General features: G+C 67.6%; 16 protein-coding genes. 11 read left to right on the top strand and 5 right to left on the bottom strand.

Annotation, left to right across the window (positions count from 1 at the left end):
• Positions 1–2 precede the first annotated feature (2 nt).
• Positions 3–830, bottom strand: a complete 828-nt coding sequence (locus tag ACYX4S_RS00420; protein ID WP_422069954.1) for an ABC transporter ATP-binding protein — start codon at positions 828–830, stop codon at positions 3–5.
• A complete protein-coding gene (locus ACYX4S_RS00415; RefSeq protein WP_476361474.1) occupies positions 827–2,815 on the bottom strand; it encodes an AMP-binding protein in 1,989 nt (662 codons plus the stop codon). The genes ACYX4S_RS00420 and ACYX4S_RS00415 overlap by 4 nt, the downstream gene beginning before the upstream one ends.
• 290 nt (positions 2,816–3,105) lie before the next feature.
• Between ACYX4S_RS00415 and ACYX4S_RS00410 the strand changes: the two genes are divergently transcribed.
• Both ACYX4S_RS00410 and ACYX4S_RS00405 read left to right on the top strand, forming a co-directional pair.
• On the top strand, positions 3,106–5,043 hold the full coding sequence (locus ACYX4S_RS00410; RefSeq protein WP_476361473.1) for a PAS-domain containing protein: 1,938 nt from the start codon (positions 3,106–3,108) through the stop codon (positions 5,041–5,043).
• Positions 5,040–5,792, top strand: a complete 753-nt coding sequence (locus ACYX4S_RS00405; RefSeq protein WP_422069957.1) for a response regulator transcription factor — start codon at positions 5,040–5,042, stop codon at positions 5,790–5,792. Before ACYX4S_RS00410 ends, ACYX4S_RS00405 begins: the two co-directional genes overlap by 4 nt.
• Positions 5,793–5,801: 9 nt before the next feature.
• Here the strand turns inward: ACYX4S_RS00405 and ACYX4S_RS00400 are convergent, their stop codons facing one another.
• Entirely contained in the window at positions 5,802–5,948 is a 147-nt protein-coding gene (locus ACYX4S_RS00400; RefSeq protein WP_293722728.1) for a hypothetical protein, read from the bottom strand.
• Positions 5,949–6,098: 150 nt separating this feature from the next.
• Between ACYX4S_RS00400 and ACYX4S_RS00395 the strand changes: the two genes are divergently transcribed.
• Together ACYX4S_RS00395 and ACYX4S_RS00390 are read left to right on the top strand one after the other, a co-directional pair.
• Positions 6,099–6,542, top strand: a complete 444-nt coding sequence (locus tag ACYX4S_RS00395; protein ID WP_476361472.1) for an RrF2 family transcriptional regulator — start codon at positions 6,099–6,101, stop codon at positions 6,540–6,542.
• Between the two features lie 4 nt (positions 6,543–6,546).
• Positions 6,547–7,428, top strand: coding sequence for an NAD(P)/FAD-dependent oxidoreductase (locus ACYX4S_RS00390; protein ID WP_476361471.1), 882 nt, complete (start codon positions 6,547–6,549; stop codon positions 7,426–7,428).
• Between the two features lie 17 nt (positions 7,429–7,445).
• On the opposite strand, the gene ACYX4S_RS00385 is transcribed toward ACYX4S_RS00390, so the two are convergent.
• The gene (locus ACYX4S_RS00385; protein WP_476361470.1) at positions 7,446–10,919 is read right to left on the bottom strand and encodes an indolepyruvate ferredoxin oxidoreductase family protein; all 3,474 of its coding nucleotides are present in this window, start codon (positions 10,917–10,919) and stop codon (positions 7,446–7,448) included.
• Positions 10,920–11,249: 330 nt separating this feature from the next.
• Between ACYX4S_RS00385 and ACYX4S_RS00380 the strand changes: the two genes are divergently transcribed.
• Together ACYX4S_RS00380 and ACYX4S_RS00375 are read left to right on the top strand one after the other, a co-directional pair.
• Positions 11,250–11,822, top strand: coding sequence for a TRAP transporter small permease subunit (locus ACYX4S_RS00380; RefSeq protein ID WP_293722721.1), 573 nt, complete (start codon positions 11,250–11,252; stop codon positions 11,820–11,822).
• Complete coding sequence (locus tag ACYX4S_RS00375) at positions 11,822–13,213, top strand: TRAP transporter large permease (protein WP_293722719.1); 1,392 nt, start codon at positions 11,822–11,824, stop codon at positions 13,211–13,213. The genes ACYX4S_RS00380 and ACYX4S_RS00375 overlap by 1 nt, the downstream gene beginning before the upstream one ends.
• A 146-nt stretch (positions 13,214–13,359) precedes the next feature.
• Here ACYX4S_RS00375 and ACYX4S_RS00370 read toward each other — a convergent pair whose 3' ends face one another.
• Positions 13,360–14,454, bottom strand: coding sequence for a TRAP transporter substrate-binding protein (locus ACYX4S_RS00370; protein WP_422069961.1), 1,095 nt, complete (start codon positions 14,452–14,454; stop codon positions 13,360–13,362).
• A gap of 296 nt (positions 14,455–14,750) precedes the next feature.
• On the opposite strand from ACYX4S_RS00370, the gene ACYX4S_RS00365 reads away from it, so the two are divergent.
• The 5 genes from ACYX4S_RS00365 (at position 14,751) to ACYX4S_RS00345 (ending at position 17,894) form a co-directional block, all read left to right on the top strand.
• Positions 14,751–15,521 (top strand): gamma-glutamyl-gamma-aminobutyrate hydrolase family protein, encoded by a 771-nt coding sequence (locus ACYX4S_RS00365; protein WP_476361469.1) that lies wholly within the window; start codon positions 14,751–14,753, stop codon positions 15,519–15,521.
• 25 nt (positions 15,522–15,546) lie between these two features.
• The gene (nthA, locus tag ACYX4S_RS00360) at positions 15,547–16,188 is read left to right on the top strand and encodes a nitrile hydratase subunit alpha (RefSeq protein ID WP_476361468.1); all 642 of its coding nucleotides are present in this window, start codon (positions 15,547–15,549) and stop codon (positions 16,186–16,188) included.
• On the top strand, positions 16,185–16,844 hold the full coding sequence (gene nthB / locus ACYX4S_RS00355) for a nitrile hydratase subunit beta (RefSeq protein ID WP_476361467.1): 660 nt from the start codon (positions 16,185–16,187) through the stop codon (positions 16,842–16,844). The genes nthA and nthB overlap by 4 nt, the downstream gene beginning before the upstream one ends.
• Positions 16,831–17,232: a nitrile hydratase accessory protein gene (locus ACYX4S_RS00350; RefSeq protein ID WP_476361466.1), complete on the top strand. Its 402-nt coding sequence runs from the start codon at positions 16,831–16,833 to the stop codon at positions 17,230–17,232. Before nthB ends, ACYX4S_RS00350 begins: the two co-directional genes overlap by 14 nt.
• 137 nt (positions 17,233–17,369) lie before the next feature.
• A complete protein-coding gene (locus tag ACYX4S_RS00345) occupies positions 17,370–17,894 on the top strand; it encodes a hypothetical protein (protein WP_476361465.1) in 525 nt (174 codons plus the stop codon).
• The last annotated feature ends 92 nt before the right edge of the window (positions 17,895–17,986 follow it).

Below are 17,986 nucleotides of genomic sequence, written 5' to 3'. Positions count from 1 at the left end.
CCTCAATCGCCGTGCGGAACGCCAAGATAGGCGTCGATGACGTCCTGGCTCGCCTGCACCTCCTCGGGAGGTCCGTCGGCGATCTTTCGCCCGTAGTCGAGCACCACAACGCGGTCGGACAGGTCCATGACCACGCCCATGTCGTGTTCGATCAGCGCGATCGTCGTGCCGAATTGCTGGTTCACGTCGAGGATGAAGCGGCTCATGTCCTCCTTCTCCTCGAGGTTCATGCCCGCCATCGGCTCGTCGAGCAGCAGAAGCTCCGGCTCCATCGCCAGCGCGCGGGCCAGTTCCACCCGTTTCTGCAGGCCGTAGGGCAGGCGCCCCACCGGCGTCTTGCGGATCGCCTGGATCTCGAGGAAATCGATGATCTCCTCGACCCGGCGGCGATGCGCCTTCTCCTCCGCCAGCGCCGGCCCCCAGTGCAGGCACTGCCAGAAGAAGCCCCTGTTCATGCGCAGCCCGCGGCCGGTCATGATGTTGTCCAGCGTGGTCATGCCCTTGAAGAGCGCCACGTTCTGGAACGTGCGGGCGATGCCGTTGCTCGCCGCCTCATAGGGCTTCATCTTGCGCCGCACCTGCCCGCGCCAGGAGATCGTACCCTCCTGCGGGTGGTAGAAGCCGTTGATGACGTTGAGCATGGAGGTCTTGCCGGCCCCGTTCGGGCCGATGATGGCGCGCACTTCCCCCTTGCGGATGTCGAAGGAAATGTTGGTGATCGCCTTCACGCCGCCGAAGGAAAGCGAGACGCCGTCCACCGCGAGCAGCACCTCGCCGGGCGCGACGCCGGAGTGACCGGTCGTGACGGCCGGATCGACAAGGGCATTCATTCGGCAGCCTCCTTCATCCCGCCGGACGCGGCCGGATGAACCGGCATGTCGACGATCTCGACCGTCGCCTCGATGCCGCCCTTGCGGCCGTCCTCGAAGGTGACCTCGGTGCGCACGTGCTTGGACGTGGACCCGTCGTAGAGCGCCTCGATCAGCGGCGCATACCGCTCGGCGATGAACGAGCGCCGCACCTTCTGCGTGCGCGTGAGCTCGCCGTCGTCCGCGTCGAGCTCCTTGTGCAGCACCAGGAAACGCCTGATCTGCGCGCCGGCCATCATCGGCTCAAGGGCAAGGTCCCGGTTCACCTGGTCCACGTGCTCGCGCATCATCTCGTAGACATGCGGGTGCGCGGCCAGCTCCTGGTAGGACGCATAATTGACGTTGTTGCGCTCCGCCCAGGATCCGACCGCCGTCAGGTCGATGTTGACGAACACGCCGCAGAACTCGCGACCGTCGCCAAACGCCACCACTTCCTTGATGTTGGGGAAAAACTTGAGCTTGTTCTCGATGTATTTCGGCGCGAAGAGCGATCCGTCGGAGAGCTTGCCCACGTCCTTGGCGCGGTCGATGATCTTGAGGTGGCCCGTGTCGGTGATGAAGCCGGCGTCACCGGTCAGCACCCACCCGTCCTCTGTCTTGGTGGAGCGGGTGGCCTCGTCGTTCTTGTAGTAGCCGACGAAGACGCCGGGCGAGCGGTAGAGCACCTCACCGTTCTCGGCGATCCTCAGCTCGACCTCGGGCGCGGGCTTGCCGACCGTGTCGCCGTAGATCTCGCCGTCGGGCTGCATGGTGATGTAGACGCTGGCTTCCGTCTGGCCGTAGAGCTGCTTCAGGTTGAGCCCCAGCGAGCGGTAGAAGCGGAAGATCTCCGGCCCGATCGCCTCGCCGGCGGTATAGCCGACCTTCAGGCGGGTAAAGCCCATCTGGTTCTTCAGCGGGCCGTAGACCAGGATCTCGCCGAGCGCATAGAGCAGCCGGTCCTTCGCGGGCACGCTTTCGCCGTTCAGGATCTTCTCGCCCGCGCGCCGGGCCACGCCCATGAAGTAGTCGAACATGCGCTTCTTGAGCCGTCCGGCGTCTTCCATGCGCACCATGATGAGGGTCAGCAGCCCCTCGAAGACGCGCGGAGGGGCGAAGAAATAGGTCGGCGCAATCTCGCGGCGGTCGGAAAGCACCGTCTCCAGGCTTTCCGGGCAGTTGACGCAATATCCGGCGGTATAGGCCTGCGCGAGCGAAAAGACGTGGTCGCCGATCCAGGCCATCGGCAGATAGGCGAGCGTTTCCTCGGTCTCGTCGAGACCGTCGAAGGCGTTGCCGTTGCGCGCCGATTTCACCAGATTGTCGAAGGACAGCATGACGCCCTTGGGGCGCCCCGTGGTGCCGGACGTGTAGAGCATGACGGCGATGTCGGCGCCGCTCGTGCCCTCGATCGACGAGAGCCACGCGGTCTCGCGGGCAGGGTCGGCGGCCAATGCCGCGCGCCCCTTGCCCTGCATGGCCTCGAAGGAATGCAGCTTCGTGTGGTCGTAGTCGCGCAGGCCACGCGGGTCGTCGTAGATCACCTGCTCGAGCCGGGGCAGGTTCTCCGACATGGAGACGACCTTGTCGACCTGCTCCTGATCCTCGACGCAGGCGAAGCGCACCTCCGCGTGTTCGAGCACGAAGGCCATCTCTTCCGCGACGGAGTCCGCGTAGAGCGGAACCGGCACGCCTCCCAGCGACTGCGCGGCGACCATCGACCAGTACAGCCTCGGACGGTTTGCCCCGATGATGGCGATCCTGTCGCCGGGCGCGAAGCCGATGTCCTGGAGACCGATGGCGAAGGAGCGGATTTCCTCCAGCACCTCCACCCATGTCCACACCTGCCAGATTCCGAGATCCTTCTCGCGCATGGCCGGACGGTCCGAAAGGACACGGGCATTGCGCAAAAGAATCTTCGGAAAGGTGTCCTCGCCGGCGCTGCCGGCGACGGGCGACCCTGCCATTGCGTTTCTTCCCCTCTGGAGCCCCGGTTGTTCGGGGTCTCGTCATTTCGGCATTTGCCGACCGGCTCTTTGGCCGACGCTTATCTGACCACCGTCGCCACCCGCCGGCAAGTGCATGACGCAGCGTAGGCTCCGCCGGGTGATTGACGTTGTTCTTGCGTTAAGGGAACGCTAGGAGAGCGACGTTGCGCCAATATGTGCGAAACGTGTCGCAATTGTTTCAGGCGGCCGGATTCGCCCCGGCGACGGTTTTCGTTCGACACGGCGCGCGCCTGCAATAAGATCGCCGCATGGAAAGTGGCGATCTCGAGCGCGAGCGCCTGGACCTTCTTCAGGCGGCGCTGGACCACATCAACCAGGGCTTTTCCGTTTTCGACGCGCAGTTGCAGCTTGTCGCGTGGAACCGGCAATTGTTCGAGATGCTGGAGTTTCCCCTCCACCTCGCCCGGCGCGGCGCGCCGCTTTCGGCCTTTCTCGAGGTCAATGCCGCGCGCGGCGAGTACGGCCCCGGCGATGTCGCCGAACTTGTCGCGCGGCGGGTGGAGCGCGCGGCCCTCTTCGAACCCCATTCCTTCGAGCGCGTGCGTCCCGACGGACAGGTCGTGCTGGTCACCGGCGCCCCGCTTCCAAGCGGCGGATTCGTCACCACCTATACCGACATCACCCGCGAGCGCGAACAGCAGGCGAACCTGGAACGCACCGTCGCCGAACGCACGCGCCAGCTTCGCCAGAGCGAGGACTGGCTGCGACTCGTCACCGACAATGTTCCCGCGCTCGTGGCTTATGTCGGTCCCGGCCCGGTCTATCGATTCGCCAATCGCCGATATGCGAAATGGTTCGACCAGACCGTGGAATCCATGGTCGGACGCCCCGTGGCCGACATCATCGGCCCCGCGCTCTATCCCGAGCTGGAGCCGCATATCATGCGCGCCTTCGAGGGCAAGGCGGTGTCCTACGAGTACACGCGAACGCGCGCCGGCGGGCGCGTCGCGCACATGCGCTCCACCCTCATTCCCGACCGCACGCTGGACGGGCGCACGCTCGGCTGCTTCGTGCTTTCCCTCGACGTGACCGAGCACAAGCGCTCGGAGGCCGCCCTTGCCCAGGCCCGGCGCATGGAGGCGGTCGGTCAGCTCTCCGGCGGTCTCGCCCATGACTTCAACAACCTGCTGACCATCATCATCGGCAATGTGCTGGCGCTGCGAAGAAAGACGGACGCCCCCGCGATGCCGGACCTTTCGGGCCACATCGACCCGATCCTCCAGGCCGCGCAGCGCGGCGCCGAACTCACCCGCCGTCTGCTCGCCTTCGCCCGCGGCGAGGCGAGCGACGCCCGCCCCGTGCGGCTGTCCTCGCTGCTGTCGGGGATGGAGGGGCTTCTCTCCGGCTCCCTGCCGCGCGGGCTGACGCTCTCCGTCACTGTTGGCGAACGCGATCCGGTCGCCCGTGTCGACCCGGCGGAGCTGGAAAACGCCCTCGTCAACCTCGTGCTCAACGCCCGCGACGCAAGCCCGGACGGCGGAAACATCTCGCTCGTCCTGGACGAGACGGAAATCGCCGCCGCCGATGCGGAACCGCTCGGCCTCGTGCCGGGCCCCTATGCCCGCATCCGCGTGAAGGACACCGGCCACGGCATGAGCGAGGACGTGCGCCGGCAGGCCTTCGATCCCTTCTTCTCGACGAAGCCCTTCGGCACGGGCAGCGGCCTCGGCCTTCCCACCGTCTACGGTTTCGCCCGGCGCGCGGGCGGTTGCGCGACCGTGGAAAGCCGCCCCGGGCACGGCACGACGGTAGCCCTGTTCCTCCCCCTCTCCCGGGACGAGGACGCCACCGGCGATCCGCATGAATGCGCGGACGCCCCGCGTGGCGCCGGCGAACTGATCCTTCTGGTCGAGGACGAGCCCGACGTCGCCGACGTGGTGCGCGAACAGCTCTGCGCCCTTGGCTACGCGGTTCTCGTCACCGGAGAGGCCGACGACGCCCTCGATCTCGTCACCCAGATCGCCGACATTCGCGCCGTGCTGAGCGACATCGTGATGCCCGGGCAGTCCAGCGGACTGGCGCTCGCCGAGGCGATCGGCAACCGGCGACCGGATCTGCCCATCGCCCTGATGAGCGGTTACCGGGAAGGCACGGCGTCGGAGGCGCCCCCGGCCTGGCCCGTTCTGGCAAAACCCTTCACCACCGGCTTGCTTGCCCGGACCATGAGCGAGATCCTGTCCTCATGAACCATCCAGCACCGCCCCGGCACGCCCCGCCGCCCGAGCCGATCACGCGCGATCCCCTCGTCTTCATCGTCGAGGACGAAGCAGAGATCCGCGCGCTGCTTGCCGACACGCTCGGCGCCTACCGGTTCCGCAGCGCCAGCTTCGCCACCGCCGACGCGGCGCTCGCGGCCATCGGTCTCGAAACGCCCGCCGCGGTGATTCTCGACCTCGGCCTTCCCGACATGGACGGGCTCGAGGTCATCAACCGCATCCGTGCCACCGGGCCGGTGCCGATTCTCGTGCTGTCCGCGCGCGCCCACGCCTCGGACCGGATCATGGGGCTCGAGTTCGGCGCCGACGACTATGTGGTGAAACCCTTCGACCCGCGCGAGATCGTGGCGCGGGTGCGCTCGCTTCTGCGCCGGGCCGCACCGGCGGCCGAGAGCGAGCCGCGCCGCGAGGTGGCCCGCTTTTCCGGCTGGACGTTCGAGCCCGATTCCCACCGTCTCGTCGCGCCGCACGGAGAGGAGAGCTTCCTCTCCACCGGCGAGGCCACGCTCCTTGCCGCTCTCCTGCGCGCGCCCAAGCGCGTGCTCTCGCGCGACCACCTGCTCGAACACGGCGGGCGTGACGACACGCTCGACCGGGCCATCGACGTGCGCATCTCGCGTCTGCGCAAGAAGCTCACGAGCGAAGGCGGGCCGTCGCTGATCCGCACGGTCTATGGCTCGGGCTACATGCTCACCAGCGCGGTCGAGTGGACCGGCTGAGCCGGCCTCTCAGTGACAGTGATAGGGTTTCGATCCCGCGTGACAGCACTTGCCGGGAGGACTGTCCTTGCGGCACCCGCCGCCATGCGCACCGGCCTGGGAAAGCGGAAGGGCGACCAGCGCAAGGCAAACCATCAGCATCTTGAAACAGGTCATTCCGCCGTCTCCGCACAGGCTTGAGCCGACATCCGTCTCATATCATCCGCACATGGGCGGCGTAGTCAAACCGCGAGCCTGTACGGGAGAGCGGCCGCGAAGCGAACGGGCGGATTGCGTTGCGCGGCGAATCGTAATAATTGAAGTTACATGAAACGCGACAGCCGCCTCTCCTCCGTCCTGCACGCCCTCCTTCACATGGCGGAACAGGATGCCCCCATGACCTCCGACGAGCTCGCCTGCTGCATGCGGACCAACCCGGTCGTAGTGCGCCGCACGATGGGGCTCTTGCGCGAACGCGGTCTCGTGACCTCCTCGCGCGGCCCCTCGGGCGGATGGAGGATCGCCGTGGACCTGGCCGGCGTCTCCCTGCGGGACCTGCACGAGGCGCTCGGGGAACCGGCGATCTTTGCCATCGGTAACCGGCACGAAACGCCGGAATGCCTTGTCGAGCAGGCGGTGAATGCCGCGCTCGATGATGCCTTCGCCGAGGCGGAAGAGCTGCTGCTGGCGCGTTTTGCCGACGTGACCCTCGCCGACCTTGCCGCCGACTTCGCGCGCCGGCACGCCCTCTGGCGAAACCGGGAGACCTGACCCCATGCCCCATGACGTGATTGTTGTCGGGGGTGGCTATGCCGGAATGGCCGCCGCCCTCCAGCTCCTGCGCGCCCGCCGCGACGTGCTCGTGATCGATGCGGGAGAACGCCGCAACCGCTTCGCCGACCACTCGCACGGCTTCCTCGGATTCGACGGGGAAAATCCGGCCGCGATCGCTGCGACCGCCCGCCGGCAGCTTGAAGCCTACCCGACGCTTTCATGGGTCGAGGATCGCGTGACCGGCGCCTCCGGCACGCAGGACGACTTCACGGTGACGACCGCCGCCGGCGGCCGGCACAGCGCGCGCCGCCTGATCCTGGCCACCGGCGTCGCCGACACCTTGCCGGACCTGCCGGGCCTTGCCGAGCGCTGGGGCCGGTCGGCTTTCCACTGCCCCTACTGCCACGGCTACGAACTGGACAAGGGACCCGTCGCCGTCATCGCAACCGGCCAGACCTCCCTGCATCAGGGCCTGTTCCTGCCCGAGTGGGGGCCGACAACCTTCTTCACCAACGCCAGCATCGACCTCACCGGCGAGAACCGGGCTGAACTCGCCGCACGCGGCGCGACGGTCGAGGACGTGCCGGTCGAACGTCTGGAGGGAACGGCCGACGTGATCCTCGTCGACGGCCGCCGCATGACCTTCGCCGGGATCTTCGTCGCTCCCGTGACGGCCCCGGCAACACCGGTCGGCGAGATACTCGACCTTGTGCACGACGAGACGCCGATGGGCCGGATGATCCGCGCAGACGACACGCGCCAGACGAGCCTCGCCGGCTGTTTCGCCTGCGGGGATCTCGCCCGCTTTCCCCATTCGGTCAGCCTCGCCGTCGGAGACGGCGCCTGGACGGGCGCGCAGGTTCACCGCTCGCTGGTGTTCTGAGCGCCCTCCCGCCGGCGCTACTCAGCCGCCTCCATCTCGCGGGCCGGCGCCCCCGACTGCCAGGCCTTGCGCAGGCCGGGCAGCCGGGCGCGCGCCACGCGCACCGAGGCCTCGCGCACCGGACCGAAACCGCGCACCGTCTCCGAAAAGGCGAGAAGATCCCGCGCCGCCGCGAGGTTCGCCTTCGTGAGGCCGGCCGCGACCTCGTCGACAAGCGCCTCGTAGTCGTCGCGGAGCTGCCGCTCCATCCGTCGCTCGGCGGTACGGCCGAAGAGATCGAACGCGGTTCCACGCAGCCCCTTCATCCGGGCAAGCAGCCTGAACAACGGCAGCACCCAGGGTCCGAAGCGCCGCTTCGCCGGCCGGCCCGTGCGTGCGTCCGTGCGTGACAGGATCGGCGGTGCAAGGTGGAACTCGAGCCGCTCGTGATGCTCGAAGGTCTCCTTCACCTGCGCCTCGAACGCCTCGCCGGTGAAAAGGCGGGCGACCTCGTACTCGTCCTTGATCGCCATCATGCGGAAGAGTTCGCGCGCCACCGTCGCGACGAGGTCCCTGCCGTCCTCGCCAAGCCCCTCGGCCCGGGCCTGAAGACGGGCAAGACGCTCACGGTACCGCCGCGCGTAGGCCGCATCCTGATACGCGGCCAGGAACGCCTCGCGCCGCTCGATCGTCTCGGCAAGCGTGGCGGAAGGTCGGCGATGGGGAAGTTCCTCCCCCGCTCCGGCGGCGGCAAGCACCCGCTCAAGCGCGGCCGAGTCCGCCGCGGCGACCCGCCCCCAGGAGAAGGCGGCCATGTTCATGTCCACCGACACCTTGTTGAGCCGGATCGCTTCGGTGATCGCCTCGAGCGTCAGCGGCAGGCCCCCCGACTGCCACGCGTGGCCGAGCAGGAACATGTTGGCGGCGATGGCATCGCCGAACAGCGCCTCGGCGATCTCCGTCGCGTCGAGGAAATGCGCCCGCCCCTCACCGGCCGCCTTGCCGATTTCGGACACCAGACGCCGTCCGGGCAGGGTGAAGTCCGGATTGCGCGCGAAGTCGCCGGGAAGCGTCTCGTGGGTGTTGATGACCGCCAGCGTCTCGCCGGGGCGCATGGCCGCGAGAACCTTGGCCGATCCGGCAACGACGATGTCACAGCCGAGCACGAGATCGGCGCCACCGGGCCCGACGCGGATCGCGGAAATGTCTTCCGGGCGCGGCGCGAGCTTGAGGTGGCTCGTCACCGCCCCGCCCTTCTGGGCAAGACCGGCCATGTCGATGATGCCGCAGCCCAGCCCGTCGAGATGGGCCGCCATGCCGATCACCGCGCCGACGGTGACGACACCGGTGCCGCCCACGCCGGTGATCATCACGCCATGGATGCGCGAGAGCTGCGCGATCTCCGGCTCGGGCACGGACGGCGCCGGCGGCGGGGTCGTCGCACGCCCCCGGAGCACGCCGCCCTTCACGCTGACGAAGGACGGACAGAAGCCCTTGAGGCAGGAAAAATCCTTGTTGCACGCGGACTGGTCGATACGCCGCTTGCGTCCCCATTCGGTCTCGACCGGCTGCACGGCGACACAGTTCGACTGCTTGCCGCAGTCGCCGCAGCCCTCGCACACGAGTTCGTTGACGAGGATCCGCTCGTCCGGATCCGGGAAGCGGCCCCGCTTGCGCCGGCGGCGCTTCTCCGCCGCACAGGTCTGGTCGTAGAGGAGAACGGTGAGCCCCTCCTCGCGCGCGAGATCCTTTTCCACCTCGATGAGGTCGTCACGATGGTGGATCGAGGTGCCTTCCGGCCAGTTGGTGGCGACCGGATACTTGCCCGGCTCGTCGGTGACCACGACGACACGGCGCGCGCCCTCCGCCGCGACCTGCCGGGCGATCTCGTCGACGGTCAGGCCGCCGTCATGGGCCTGGCCGCCGGTCATGGCGACCGCGTCGTTGTAGAGGATCTTGTAGGTGATGTTGACGCCGGCGGCATGGGCCGCGCGGATCGCCAGCGCTCCGGAGTGGTTGTAGGTTCCATCGCCCAGGTTCTGGAACACGTGGCCGGTCTTCGAGAAGGACGCCTCGCCGATCCAGTTGGCGCCCTCGCCGCCCATCTGCGTGTAGCCCTCGGTGGACCGGTCCATCCACTGGGCCATGTAGTGACAGCCGATGCCGGCATAGGCGCGGCTGCCCTCGGGTACGCGCGTGGAGGAATTATGCGGGCAGCCGGCGCAGAAATAGGGACTGCGCACGGCAACGTCGGTGATCTCCATGAGCCGGTGGCGGCGACGCTCCAGCTCCTGGACCCTTGCGGCGAGCCGTTCGTTCGGGCGTCGCGCCAGAAGCCTGCGACCGAGTTCCAGCGCCACCTGCACCGGCTCCAGGGCACCGGGCGCGCGAAACAGCGTCGCGCCTTCCTCATCCGCCTTGCCGATGATCGCGGGCGCATTGGCGCTGCCGTAGAGAAGCTCCTTCACCTGCGGCTCGATCAGCCCGCGCTTTTCCTCCACCACCATCACCAGCTCGAGCCCGCTGGTGAAGGCGCGGATGCGCTGTGCCGAGACGGGCCAGGTGCAACCGACCTTGAGCAGCGCCAGGCCGAGATCGGCCGCCGCCACCTCGTCGATGCCCAGCATGTCCAGCGCCTCGATCACGTCGAGATAGCTCTTGCCGGTGGAAATGACGCCGACGCGCGGCTCCCGCCCGCCGGACAGGATCACGTGGTCGAGCGGATTGGCGTCGATAAAGGCGCGCGCGGCCGGCAGCTTCACTTCGTGGAGGCGCGCCTCCTGGTCGAGCGGATGGTCGGCGGGACGGATGTGCACGCCGCCGGGCGGAAAGGCGAAGGCGGGCAGGACGGGCCGCACCCGGTCGATCCGCCCGTCGATGGAGGCGGTCGATTCCACGTTGTCCTTGACCAGCTTGAGCCCGGTCCAGACACCCGCATAGCGAGACAGAGCCCAGCCGAAGAGACCGAAGTCGAGAATCTCCTGCACGCCGGCGGGGTTGAGGATCGGCATCATGGCGTCCACCAGCGCGAACTCGGACTGGTGCGCGGTGGTCGAGCTTTCGCAGGTGTGGTCGTCGCCCATCAGCGCCAGCACGCCCCCATGCGGCGAGGTGCCCGCCAGATTGGCGTGGCGGAACGCATCGCCCGAGCGGTCGACGCCGGGGCCCTTGCCGTACCAGATGCCGAAGACGCCGTCATGGCGGCCCTCGCCGCGCATCTGCGCCTGCTGCGTCCCCCAAAGGGCGGTCGCCGCGAGATCCTCGTTGATCGCCGGACGGAAAATGACGTTCTCGGGCGTCAGCACCCGGGCCGCCTTCTGGAACTGCTGGTCGAGCGCACCCAGCGGACTGCCGCGATATCCGGAGACGTAACCGGCCGTGTCCAGCCCCTCCGCCCGATCGCGCGCCTTCTGCATGAGCGTCAGCCGGATCAGCGCCTGGGTTCCGGACAGGAACACCCGCTCCTTCGTCAGATCGTATTTGTCGTCAAGCGTGACCGCATTGCGTGTCATGTGTCGTTTCCCTCCCGCGGACGCGCCTCCCGTGACGTCCGCCTTTCCCGCAGGTTCGGCCCCCAAGCCCCTATGCGTCAAATGAAAACGCCTCACAGGAAAGCCCGCCACCGTGCTCCCGCAACGTCATGCGGCCGAAACCTGCGTGCCCATCGGCGCGATTGCTTTTGCATCGCGGCCAAAACTGCTAAGCAACGGGCCGTCAACAATAAGGGCGGAACGCGGTCTGGAGCGGCACGAATGTCGCCGGGGGGAACCGGGTTCAATCGAGAGGGTATCCAATGCAGTTCGTAAAAGCGCGGCGCGCCGCGTGCCGGGGAGGATAGGCCCGTGCGCGCGCTCGCCCTTGTCGTCCGCTTCATAAGTGGATTAAACTCGCTGATCGGAAACGTGTTTTCCTGGCTGTCTCTGGCCATCGTTCTGGTCTGTTTCACGGTCGTCGTTCAGCGGTACGTCTTCGCCATCAGCTTCGTGTGGATGCAGGACCTCTACATCTGGCTGAACGGTGCCATGTTCACCGCCGTGGCCGGCTTCGCGCTGATGCGCAACGACCATGTGCGCGTCGACATCTTCTACCGCCCCGCCAGCACGCGGAAGAAGGCGGTCATCGACCTGTTCGGTGTGCTGCTGCTCCTGCTGCCCTTCACCTATGTGGTCGTCTACTACGCCTGGTCCTTCGTGGCCCGCTCCTGGCGGCTGCACGAGGCGTCGGCCAACGTCGGCGGCATGCCCGGGCTGTTCGTGCTGAAGTCCTTCATCATCGGGTTCGCCGTGCTGCTTGCGCTGCAGGGCATCGCCATGGTGGCACGCTCCATTCTCGTGCTGGGAGGCCGGGAGGACCTGCTTCCGCCGCACCTTCGCTATGACGGCGAGCTCAAGTCCAAGGGGGAGGCGGACGCCTGATGGATCCCGTTTTCATTGGCGAGCTTCTCTCGGGGCTCATGTTCTTCGGCATCATCGGCTTCCTGCTGTTCGGCTTTCCGGTTGCCTTCACGCTTTCCGGCGTGTCGCTGCTGTTCGGGCTGGCCGGCATGTGGTTCGGTGTCTTCGATCCCTCCAACTTCGGCAGCCTGGCCAACCGCTACATCGGCTACATGACCAACGAGGTCCTGGTCGCCGTGCCGCTGTTCATCTTCATGGGCGTGATGCTCGAGCGCTCGAAGATCGCCGAGCAGCTTCTCCTGACTATGGGCAAGCTGTTCGGCAACATGCGCGGCGGCCTCGGCATGTCGGTGATCGTGGTGGGCGCCCTGCTGGCGGCCTCCACCGGTGTCGTCGGCGCGACGGTGGTCACCATGGGCCTGATCTCGCTGCCGGCGATGCTCAGGGCCAACTACGACCCGAAGCTCGCGACGGGCGTCATCTGCGCCTCCGGCACGCTCGGCCAGATCATTCCGCCTTCCACGGTGCTGATCTTCATGGGCGACATGCTCTCGGGCATCAACGCCCAGGTGCAGATGTCGAAGGGCAACTTCGCGCCCGTTCCCGTGTCCGTGGGCGACCTCTTCGCCGGCGCCATCCTGCCGGGCCTGCTGCTCGTCGGCCTCTACATGGCCTGGACGATCTTCAAGGCGATCGCCGACCCCAAGAGCTGCCCGGCAACGCCGGTTCCGCCGGAGGAACGCGCCCATCTCGGCCGCGAGGTCATGACGGCGCTCGTGCCCCCGCTGCTGCTGATCCTCGCCGTGCTCGGCTCGATCCTCGGCGGCATCGCGACCCCGACGGAGGCGGCCTCGGTCGGCGCGGTCGGCGCGCTGGTGCTCGCCGGCCTGCGCTGGAGGCTGTCCTTCGCCATCCTGCGCGAGACGGCGATCGCCACGGCGTCGATCACCTGCATGGTGTTCATCATCCTGTTCGGCGCGGCGGTGTTCTCCATCGTCTTCCGCCTGATGGGCGGCGACAACCTGGTGCACGAGTTCCTGTCGAACCTGCCCGGCGGCACGCTCGCCGCCGTCGCGGTCGTCATGTTCATCATGTTCCTGCTGGGCTTCATCCTGGACACGTTCGAGATCATCTTCATCGTGATCCCGATCACCGCGCCGATCCTGCTGGCTCTCGACGTGGATCCGGTCTGGCTCGGCATCCTGGTGGGCGTGAACCTGCAGACCTCGTTCCTGACGCCGCCCTTCGGCTTCGCCCTGTTCTACCTGCGCGGCGTGGCGCCGCCCAACGTGTCCACGGCGATGATCTACAAGGGCGTTCTGCCCTTCGTCGTGCTGCAGATGGTGGCGATCGCGATCATGTTCGCCTTTCCCGAGATCGCGACCTGGCTGCCGCGGGCGATCTACAGTTAGGGCGTGGCCCATCGGGCGAAACGTTCCTGACCAGACAAAAAACCCCGGCCGCGAGGCCGGGGTTTTCTTTTGTCACGACAGGGTCCCGAAGGCCCCGGCGGCAGGGGCCCGGCCCGCATGTCGCGGACCGGGCCGTCTCTCGCGCCTCAGATCTTGAAATAGGCCTTGCGGGCCTCGACGAAGGCGCCGTCGGTGCCTTCCGTGCGCGTGCGCAGGATGTTGAGCGACTCGATGAAGCTCTCGGTGGTCTTCTTGACCAGCGGATCGTCGGAGTCGCGCAGCGAGCCCAGGATCTCCTCGGCGGCCTTCGCACCGGCTTCCATGATGTCGGCCGGGAACTCGCGAACGATCACGCCGTGATCGTCGACCAGCGTCTTCAGGGCGCGCGGATCGTTGGCGTAGAAGTCCGAGGCCACCTGATCGTACTCGGCCTGGCACACGTCCTTGACGATCGCCTGCAGGTCGGACGGCAGTTCCTGGTACTTGGACTTGTTGACCACCAGCTCGGTCGCCAGGCCCGGCTCCACGAAGCTCGGGAAGTAGTAGTTCTTGGCAACCTGGTAGAAGCCCAGCGCCAGGTCGTTGTACGGGCCGACGAACTCGGCCGCGTCCAGCGTGCCCGACTGCAGCGCCTGGAAGATCTCGCCGGCGGCCATGTTGGTCACCGTGGCGCCAAGCTTCTCCCACACGCGGCCGCCGAGGCCCGGCGTGCGGAAGCGCAGGCCCTTGACCGAATCGAGGCCGGTCAGCTCCTCGCGGAACCAGCCACCCGCCTGGGTGCCCGTGTCGCCGGAGAGGAAGCCCTGCACGCCGAACTGGTCGTAGATCTCGTCCCAGATCTCCTGTCCGCCCATGTAGCGCACCCACGCGGTCAGCTCGCGCGAGGTCATGCCGTAGGGAACGCCGGTGAAGAAGGCGAGCGCCGGGCTCTTGTTCTGCCAGTAGTAGGCGGCGCCGTGGCTCATCTCGGCCGAGCCGTCGATGACCGCGTCGAGCGACTGCAGCGGCGGAACCAGCTCACCGGCGGAATAGACCTGGATGGTCAGGCGGCCGCCCGAGGCGGCGGTGATGCGGTCGGCCAGACGCTGCGCGCCGACGCCCAGACCGGGGAAGTTCTTCGGCCAGGTCGTGACCATGCGCCAGGTCTGGTTGCCCTGCGCGATGGCCGGAGCCGCGAGCGTGGCCGCGCCGGCGCCGACACCGGCCAGACCTGCCTTCTTGATGAATGAACGACGATCCATGTGTCCCCTCCCTTGGGATTGACGGCCCCGCCTGCACGGGGCTCGAAACTGTACTCTCCATCCCGGCCGGCGTGACGCCGGCTCCGACAAGTGCCTTTTCCTCAAACGCACTTTGAGCTTGGAGTTAAACCGCATATGGCGGGTCGAAACAAGCGCGTCCGGAGGGCGCGCGAGATTTTTAGGCTCCACAACCTGACCGCGCCCGCAGGTGGACAATCCCGGGACGATCGCCCATCTTCGCAACCGGCGCGCCCTCGTGTAAAAAGGCGACCGCCCCCCGCAGGAGACACTCTTCCATGCCGAAACCGGTTGTTCTCGTCAGTTGCGACGTCAAGGAGGTCGACGGCTATTCCTGGCACGCGGCGACATCCATCTATGTCGAGGCGCTCGTGCAGGGATCCGGCGTCATTCCCCTGCTCCTGCCCTCTCTCGGCCCGGCCATCGACATCGACGCCGTTCTCGAACGCGTCGACGGCGTGCTCATGACCGGGTCGCGCTCCAATGTGCACCCCTCGCTCTACGGCGGCGAGGCGAGCGAAAGAAACGGTCCCTACGACACCCGCCGCGATGCCACCACGCTGCCGCTGATCCGCCGCACGCTGGAGCGCGGGCTTCCCTTCTTCGCCATCTGCCGTGGCCTTCAGGAAACCAATGTCGCCCTCGGCGGCACGCTCGTCGGCGAGGTCCAGGAAATCGAGGGGCGCCGCGACCATCGCGCTCCGGAGGCGGAAACGCAGGATCAGCGCTTCGCCCTTGCCCACCATGTCGAGGTTCGTCCCGGCGGGCGGCTTGCCGACATTCTCGGCGAGGCCCGCATCGAGGTGAACTCGCTGCATCGCCAGGCCATCGGCCGGCTCGCGAAGGGTCTCGCCGTCGAGGCGACGGCGGAGGACGGCACCATCGAGGCGGTTTCGGTCGAGGCGGCGCCCGGGTTCGCACTCGCCACCCAGTGGCACCCCGAATACTGGGTCGGCAGCGATGCCGCGTCCGCGCGCCTGTTCGCCGCCTTCGGCGATGCGGTGCGAGGGCGGATGGAAGCCGGTCCGTCGCCCCGGACGGCGGGCTGAACCAGGACCACAAGGAGGCCGCACCATGGGCCATGACCATTCCCACGATCACGACCACGGCTCGGAGCTTTCCGAGGTCGACGCCCGCGTGCGCGCCCTGGAATCGATCCTCGTCGAGAAAGGGTACGTCGATCCGGCGGCCCTCGACGTCCTCATCGAGACCTATGAAACGAAGGTCGGCCCGCACAACGGCGCCCATGTCGTCGCGCGCACCTGGAGCGATCCGGAGTTTCGCGACTGGCTGCGCGCCGACACCACCGCCGCGATCCGCTCTCTCGGGTATTTCGGCCGCCAGGGCGAGCACATGGTCGCCGTCGAGAACACGCCGGAGCGGCACAACATGGTCGTCTGCACCCTGTGTTCCTGCTACCCGTGGTCGGTGCTCGGCCTGCCGCCGGTCTGGTACAAGTCGGCACCCTATCGGGCCAAGGCGGTACGAGACCCGCGCGGCGTGCTCGCGGACTTCGGCGTCTCCCTGCCCTCGGGCACCGACATCCGCGTGTGGGACTCCACCGCCGAGGTCCGCTATCTCGTGATCCCCATGCGCCCTGAAGGGACGGAGGGATGGAGCGAAGAGGAGCTTGCCCGTCTCGTCACCCGCGACAGCATGATCGGCACCGGCCTCGCCCTCACGCCCGGGCAGCTGGCCGAGGGAGAGGCGGCATGAACGGCGCCCAGGATCTCGGCGGCATGATGGGTTTCGGTCCCGTCGTGCCGGAAGCGAACGAACCGCCGTTCCACGGCGAGTGGGAAAAGCGCACGCTCGCCATCACCCTTGCCATGGGCGCGACCGGCGAGTGGAGCCTCGATGCCTCGCGCTTCGCCCGCGAAAGCCTGCCGCCGCCGCGCTACCTGACCTCCACCTACTACGAGATCTGGCTCGCGGGCCTGGAGAAGCTCCTGGATGAGCGTGACCTCGTCACCGCCGAGGAAATCGAGGCCGGACACAGCCTGCGCACAAGCCGCCCGGTGAAGCGTGTTCTCGCCGCCGGCGACGTCGCCGCCGCGCTCGCCCGGGGCGGTCCGGCGGATCGCGAGCCACGGGCGCCCGCGCGTTTCGCCGTCGGCGACCGGGTGCGCGCCCGCAACATGCATCCGCAGGGCCACACCCGCATTCCGCGCTACCTGCGCGGCCAAGTCGGCACCGTTGAGGCCGTGCACGGCACCCATGTGCTTCCCGACAGCAACGCGGCCGGCAAGGGCGAGAACCCGACCTGGCTCTATGGCATCGCCTTCGACGGGCGCGACGTCTGGGGGGACGATGCCGAACCCGGTCTCACGCTGCGCGCCGATCTCTGGGAGAGCTATCTTGATCCGGCCTGACACCCCCGCCGCAGCCCATCCGCCCGAGGACCTCTTCTCCGACCTGCCGCGCGACGCGGACGGCCCCGTATTTCGCGAACCCTGGGAGGCACGGGCCTTCGCGCTTGCCGTCGCGCTCAACGAAAAAGGCGTCTTCTCCTGGTCGGACTGGGCCGCGACCCTGTCGGAAACCATCCGCGAGGCGCAGGCCGCCGGCGATCCCGACTGCGGCGACAGCTACTACAGCCACTGGCTTGCCGCGCTGGAACGCATGGTCACGACCCGCGACGTGACGAGCGAGGAACGCCTTGCGGCACGTCGCGAGGCCTGGCACCGGGCGGCGGCCGCGACCCCGCACGGCGAGCCCATCGAGCTTGGTCGCGACGGTGAGCCGGTTCCCGCCGCCTGACGTCGAGCCGCCCGATCCCGTATCGCAAGGCCACGCCCTGGACCTGCTCCACGCGGCTTCATCTTTGGTTGACCGGTATCGCCTAAAACGACCCCGGACACGAGGAGATCGCCGCGCGACACAACAGGGAGAGCGCCATGGTGCGGGACGCGAAGCTTGATCAGGTCTTCGAGATCACGGAGACGCCCGGTGCGACACGCCTGAGCGTGCGCCATCGCAGCCGGGGGCGCTACTTTCTTGCCTTCCTGATCGGCCTTCCGGCCACGCTCATCCTGCTGGTAATAACGGCCATCGCGCTCTTCACCGGCCATCTGGACGCCTTCGTGCCCCTCGCGCTCGCAACCATCGGGGCCGGCTTCCTGATCTACCTTCTGGCGGTACGGCGCCGGACGACAAACCTCGACTTCGACGCCGACGGCGTGATCCGTGGCAAAACACGCTATCGCTATCAGGACATCGCCGAATACGGCACCCATCACCTCGACGCCGGCAAGGTCGTCGAGGGTAAGTCGGCCCAGGCCGCGGTGATGGAGATTGGCAATGCGCTCTACATCGACTTCGGCGCGAAGCGCATCAATCTGGTCGAAGGTCTGAAGGACGGCGAGGCCAGCCAGGTGTTCTCGGCCTTTGACCGTCTTTACCAGAGCCATTCGCGCGACTGACTTCCGGCACCGGCGGCACGGCGGGATCACGCATGTGCGTGTGCAACCGGACCACAACCTGATTGCAACCTTGACGCTTTCCTTTCGCGCGT

It is taken from the genome of Stappia sp. ABD4_338 (genome assembly GCF_056312175.1).
Note: the sequence above shows the minus strand (reverse complement) of the source record. Positions and strands in the feature narration are given on the sequence as shown.

What these genes read in the sequence shown, in the direction of transcription:
- ACYX4S_RS00395 (WP_476361472.1), top strand. Translation starts at nt 6,099, where the DNA reads ATGAAACGCGACAGCCGCCTCTCCTCCGTCCTGCACGCCCTCCTTCAC.
- ACYX4S_RS00385 (WP_476361470.1), bottom strand. Translation starts at nt 10,919, where the DNA reads ATGACACGCAATGCGGTCACGCTTGACGACAAATACGATCTGACGAAG.
- ACYX4S_RS00345 (WP_476361465.1), top strand. Translation starts at nt 17,370, where the DNA reads ATGGTGCGGGACGCGAAGCTTGATCAGGTCTTCGAGATCACGGAGACG.
- ACYX4S_RS00390 (WP_476361471.1), top strand. Translation starts at nt 6,547, where the DNA reads ATGCCCCATGACGTGATTGTTGTCGGGGGTGGCTATGCCGGAATGGCC.
- nthB (WP_476361467.1), top strand. Translation starts at nt 16,185, where the DNA reads ATGAACGGCGCCCAGGATCTCGGCGGCATGATGGGTTTCGGTCCCGTC.
- ACYX4S_RS00405 (WP_422069957.1), top strand. Translation starts at nt 5,040, where the DNA reads ATGAACCATCCAGCACCGCCCCGGCACGCCCCGCCGCCCGAGCCGATC.
- ACYX4S_RS00400 (WP_293722728.1), bottom strand. Translation starts at nt 5,948, where the DNA reads ATGACCTGTTTCAAGATGCTGATGGTTTGCCTTGCGCTGGTCGCCCTT.
- ACYX4S_RS00420 (WP_422069954.1), bottom strand. Translation starts at nt 830, where the DNA reads ATGAATGCCCTTGTCGATCCGGCCGTCACGACCGGTCACTCCGGCGTC.
- ACYX4S_RS00410 (WP_476361473.1), top strand. Translation starts at nt 3,106, where the DNA reads ATGGAAAGTGGCGATCTCGAGCGCGAGCGCCTGGACCTTCTTCAGGCG.
- ACYX4S_RS00370 (WP_422069961.1), bottom strand. Translation starts at nt 14,454, where the DNA reads ATGGATCGTCGTTCATTCATCAAGAAGGCAGGTCTGGCCGGTGTCGGC.
- ACYX4S_RS00375 (WP_293722719.1), top strand. Translation starts at nt 11,822, where the DNA reads ATGGATCCCGTTTTCATTGGCGAGCTTCTCTCGGGGCTCATGTTCTTC.
- nthA (WP_476361468.1), top strand. Translation starts at nt 15,547, where the DNA reads ATGGGCCATGACCATTCCCACGATCACGACCACGGCTCGGAGCTTTCC.
- ACYX4S_RS00365 (WP_476361469.1), top strand. Translation starts at nt 14,751, where the DNA reads ATGCCGAAACCGGTTGTTCTCGTCAGTTGCGACGTCAAGGAGGTCGAC.
- ACYX4S_RS00415 (WP_476361474.1), bottom strand. Translation starts at nt 2,815, where the DNA reads ATGGCAGGGTCGCCCGTCGCCGGCAGCGCCGGCGAGGACACCTTTCCG.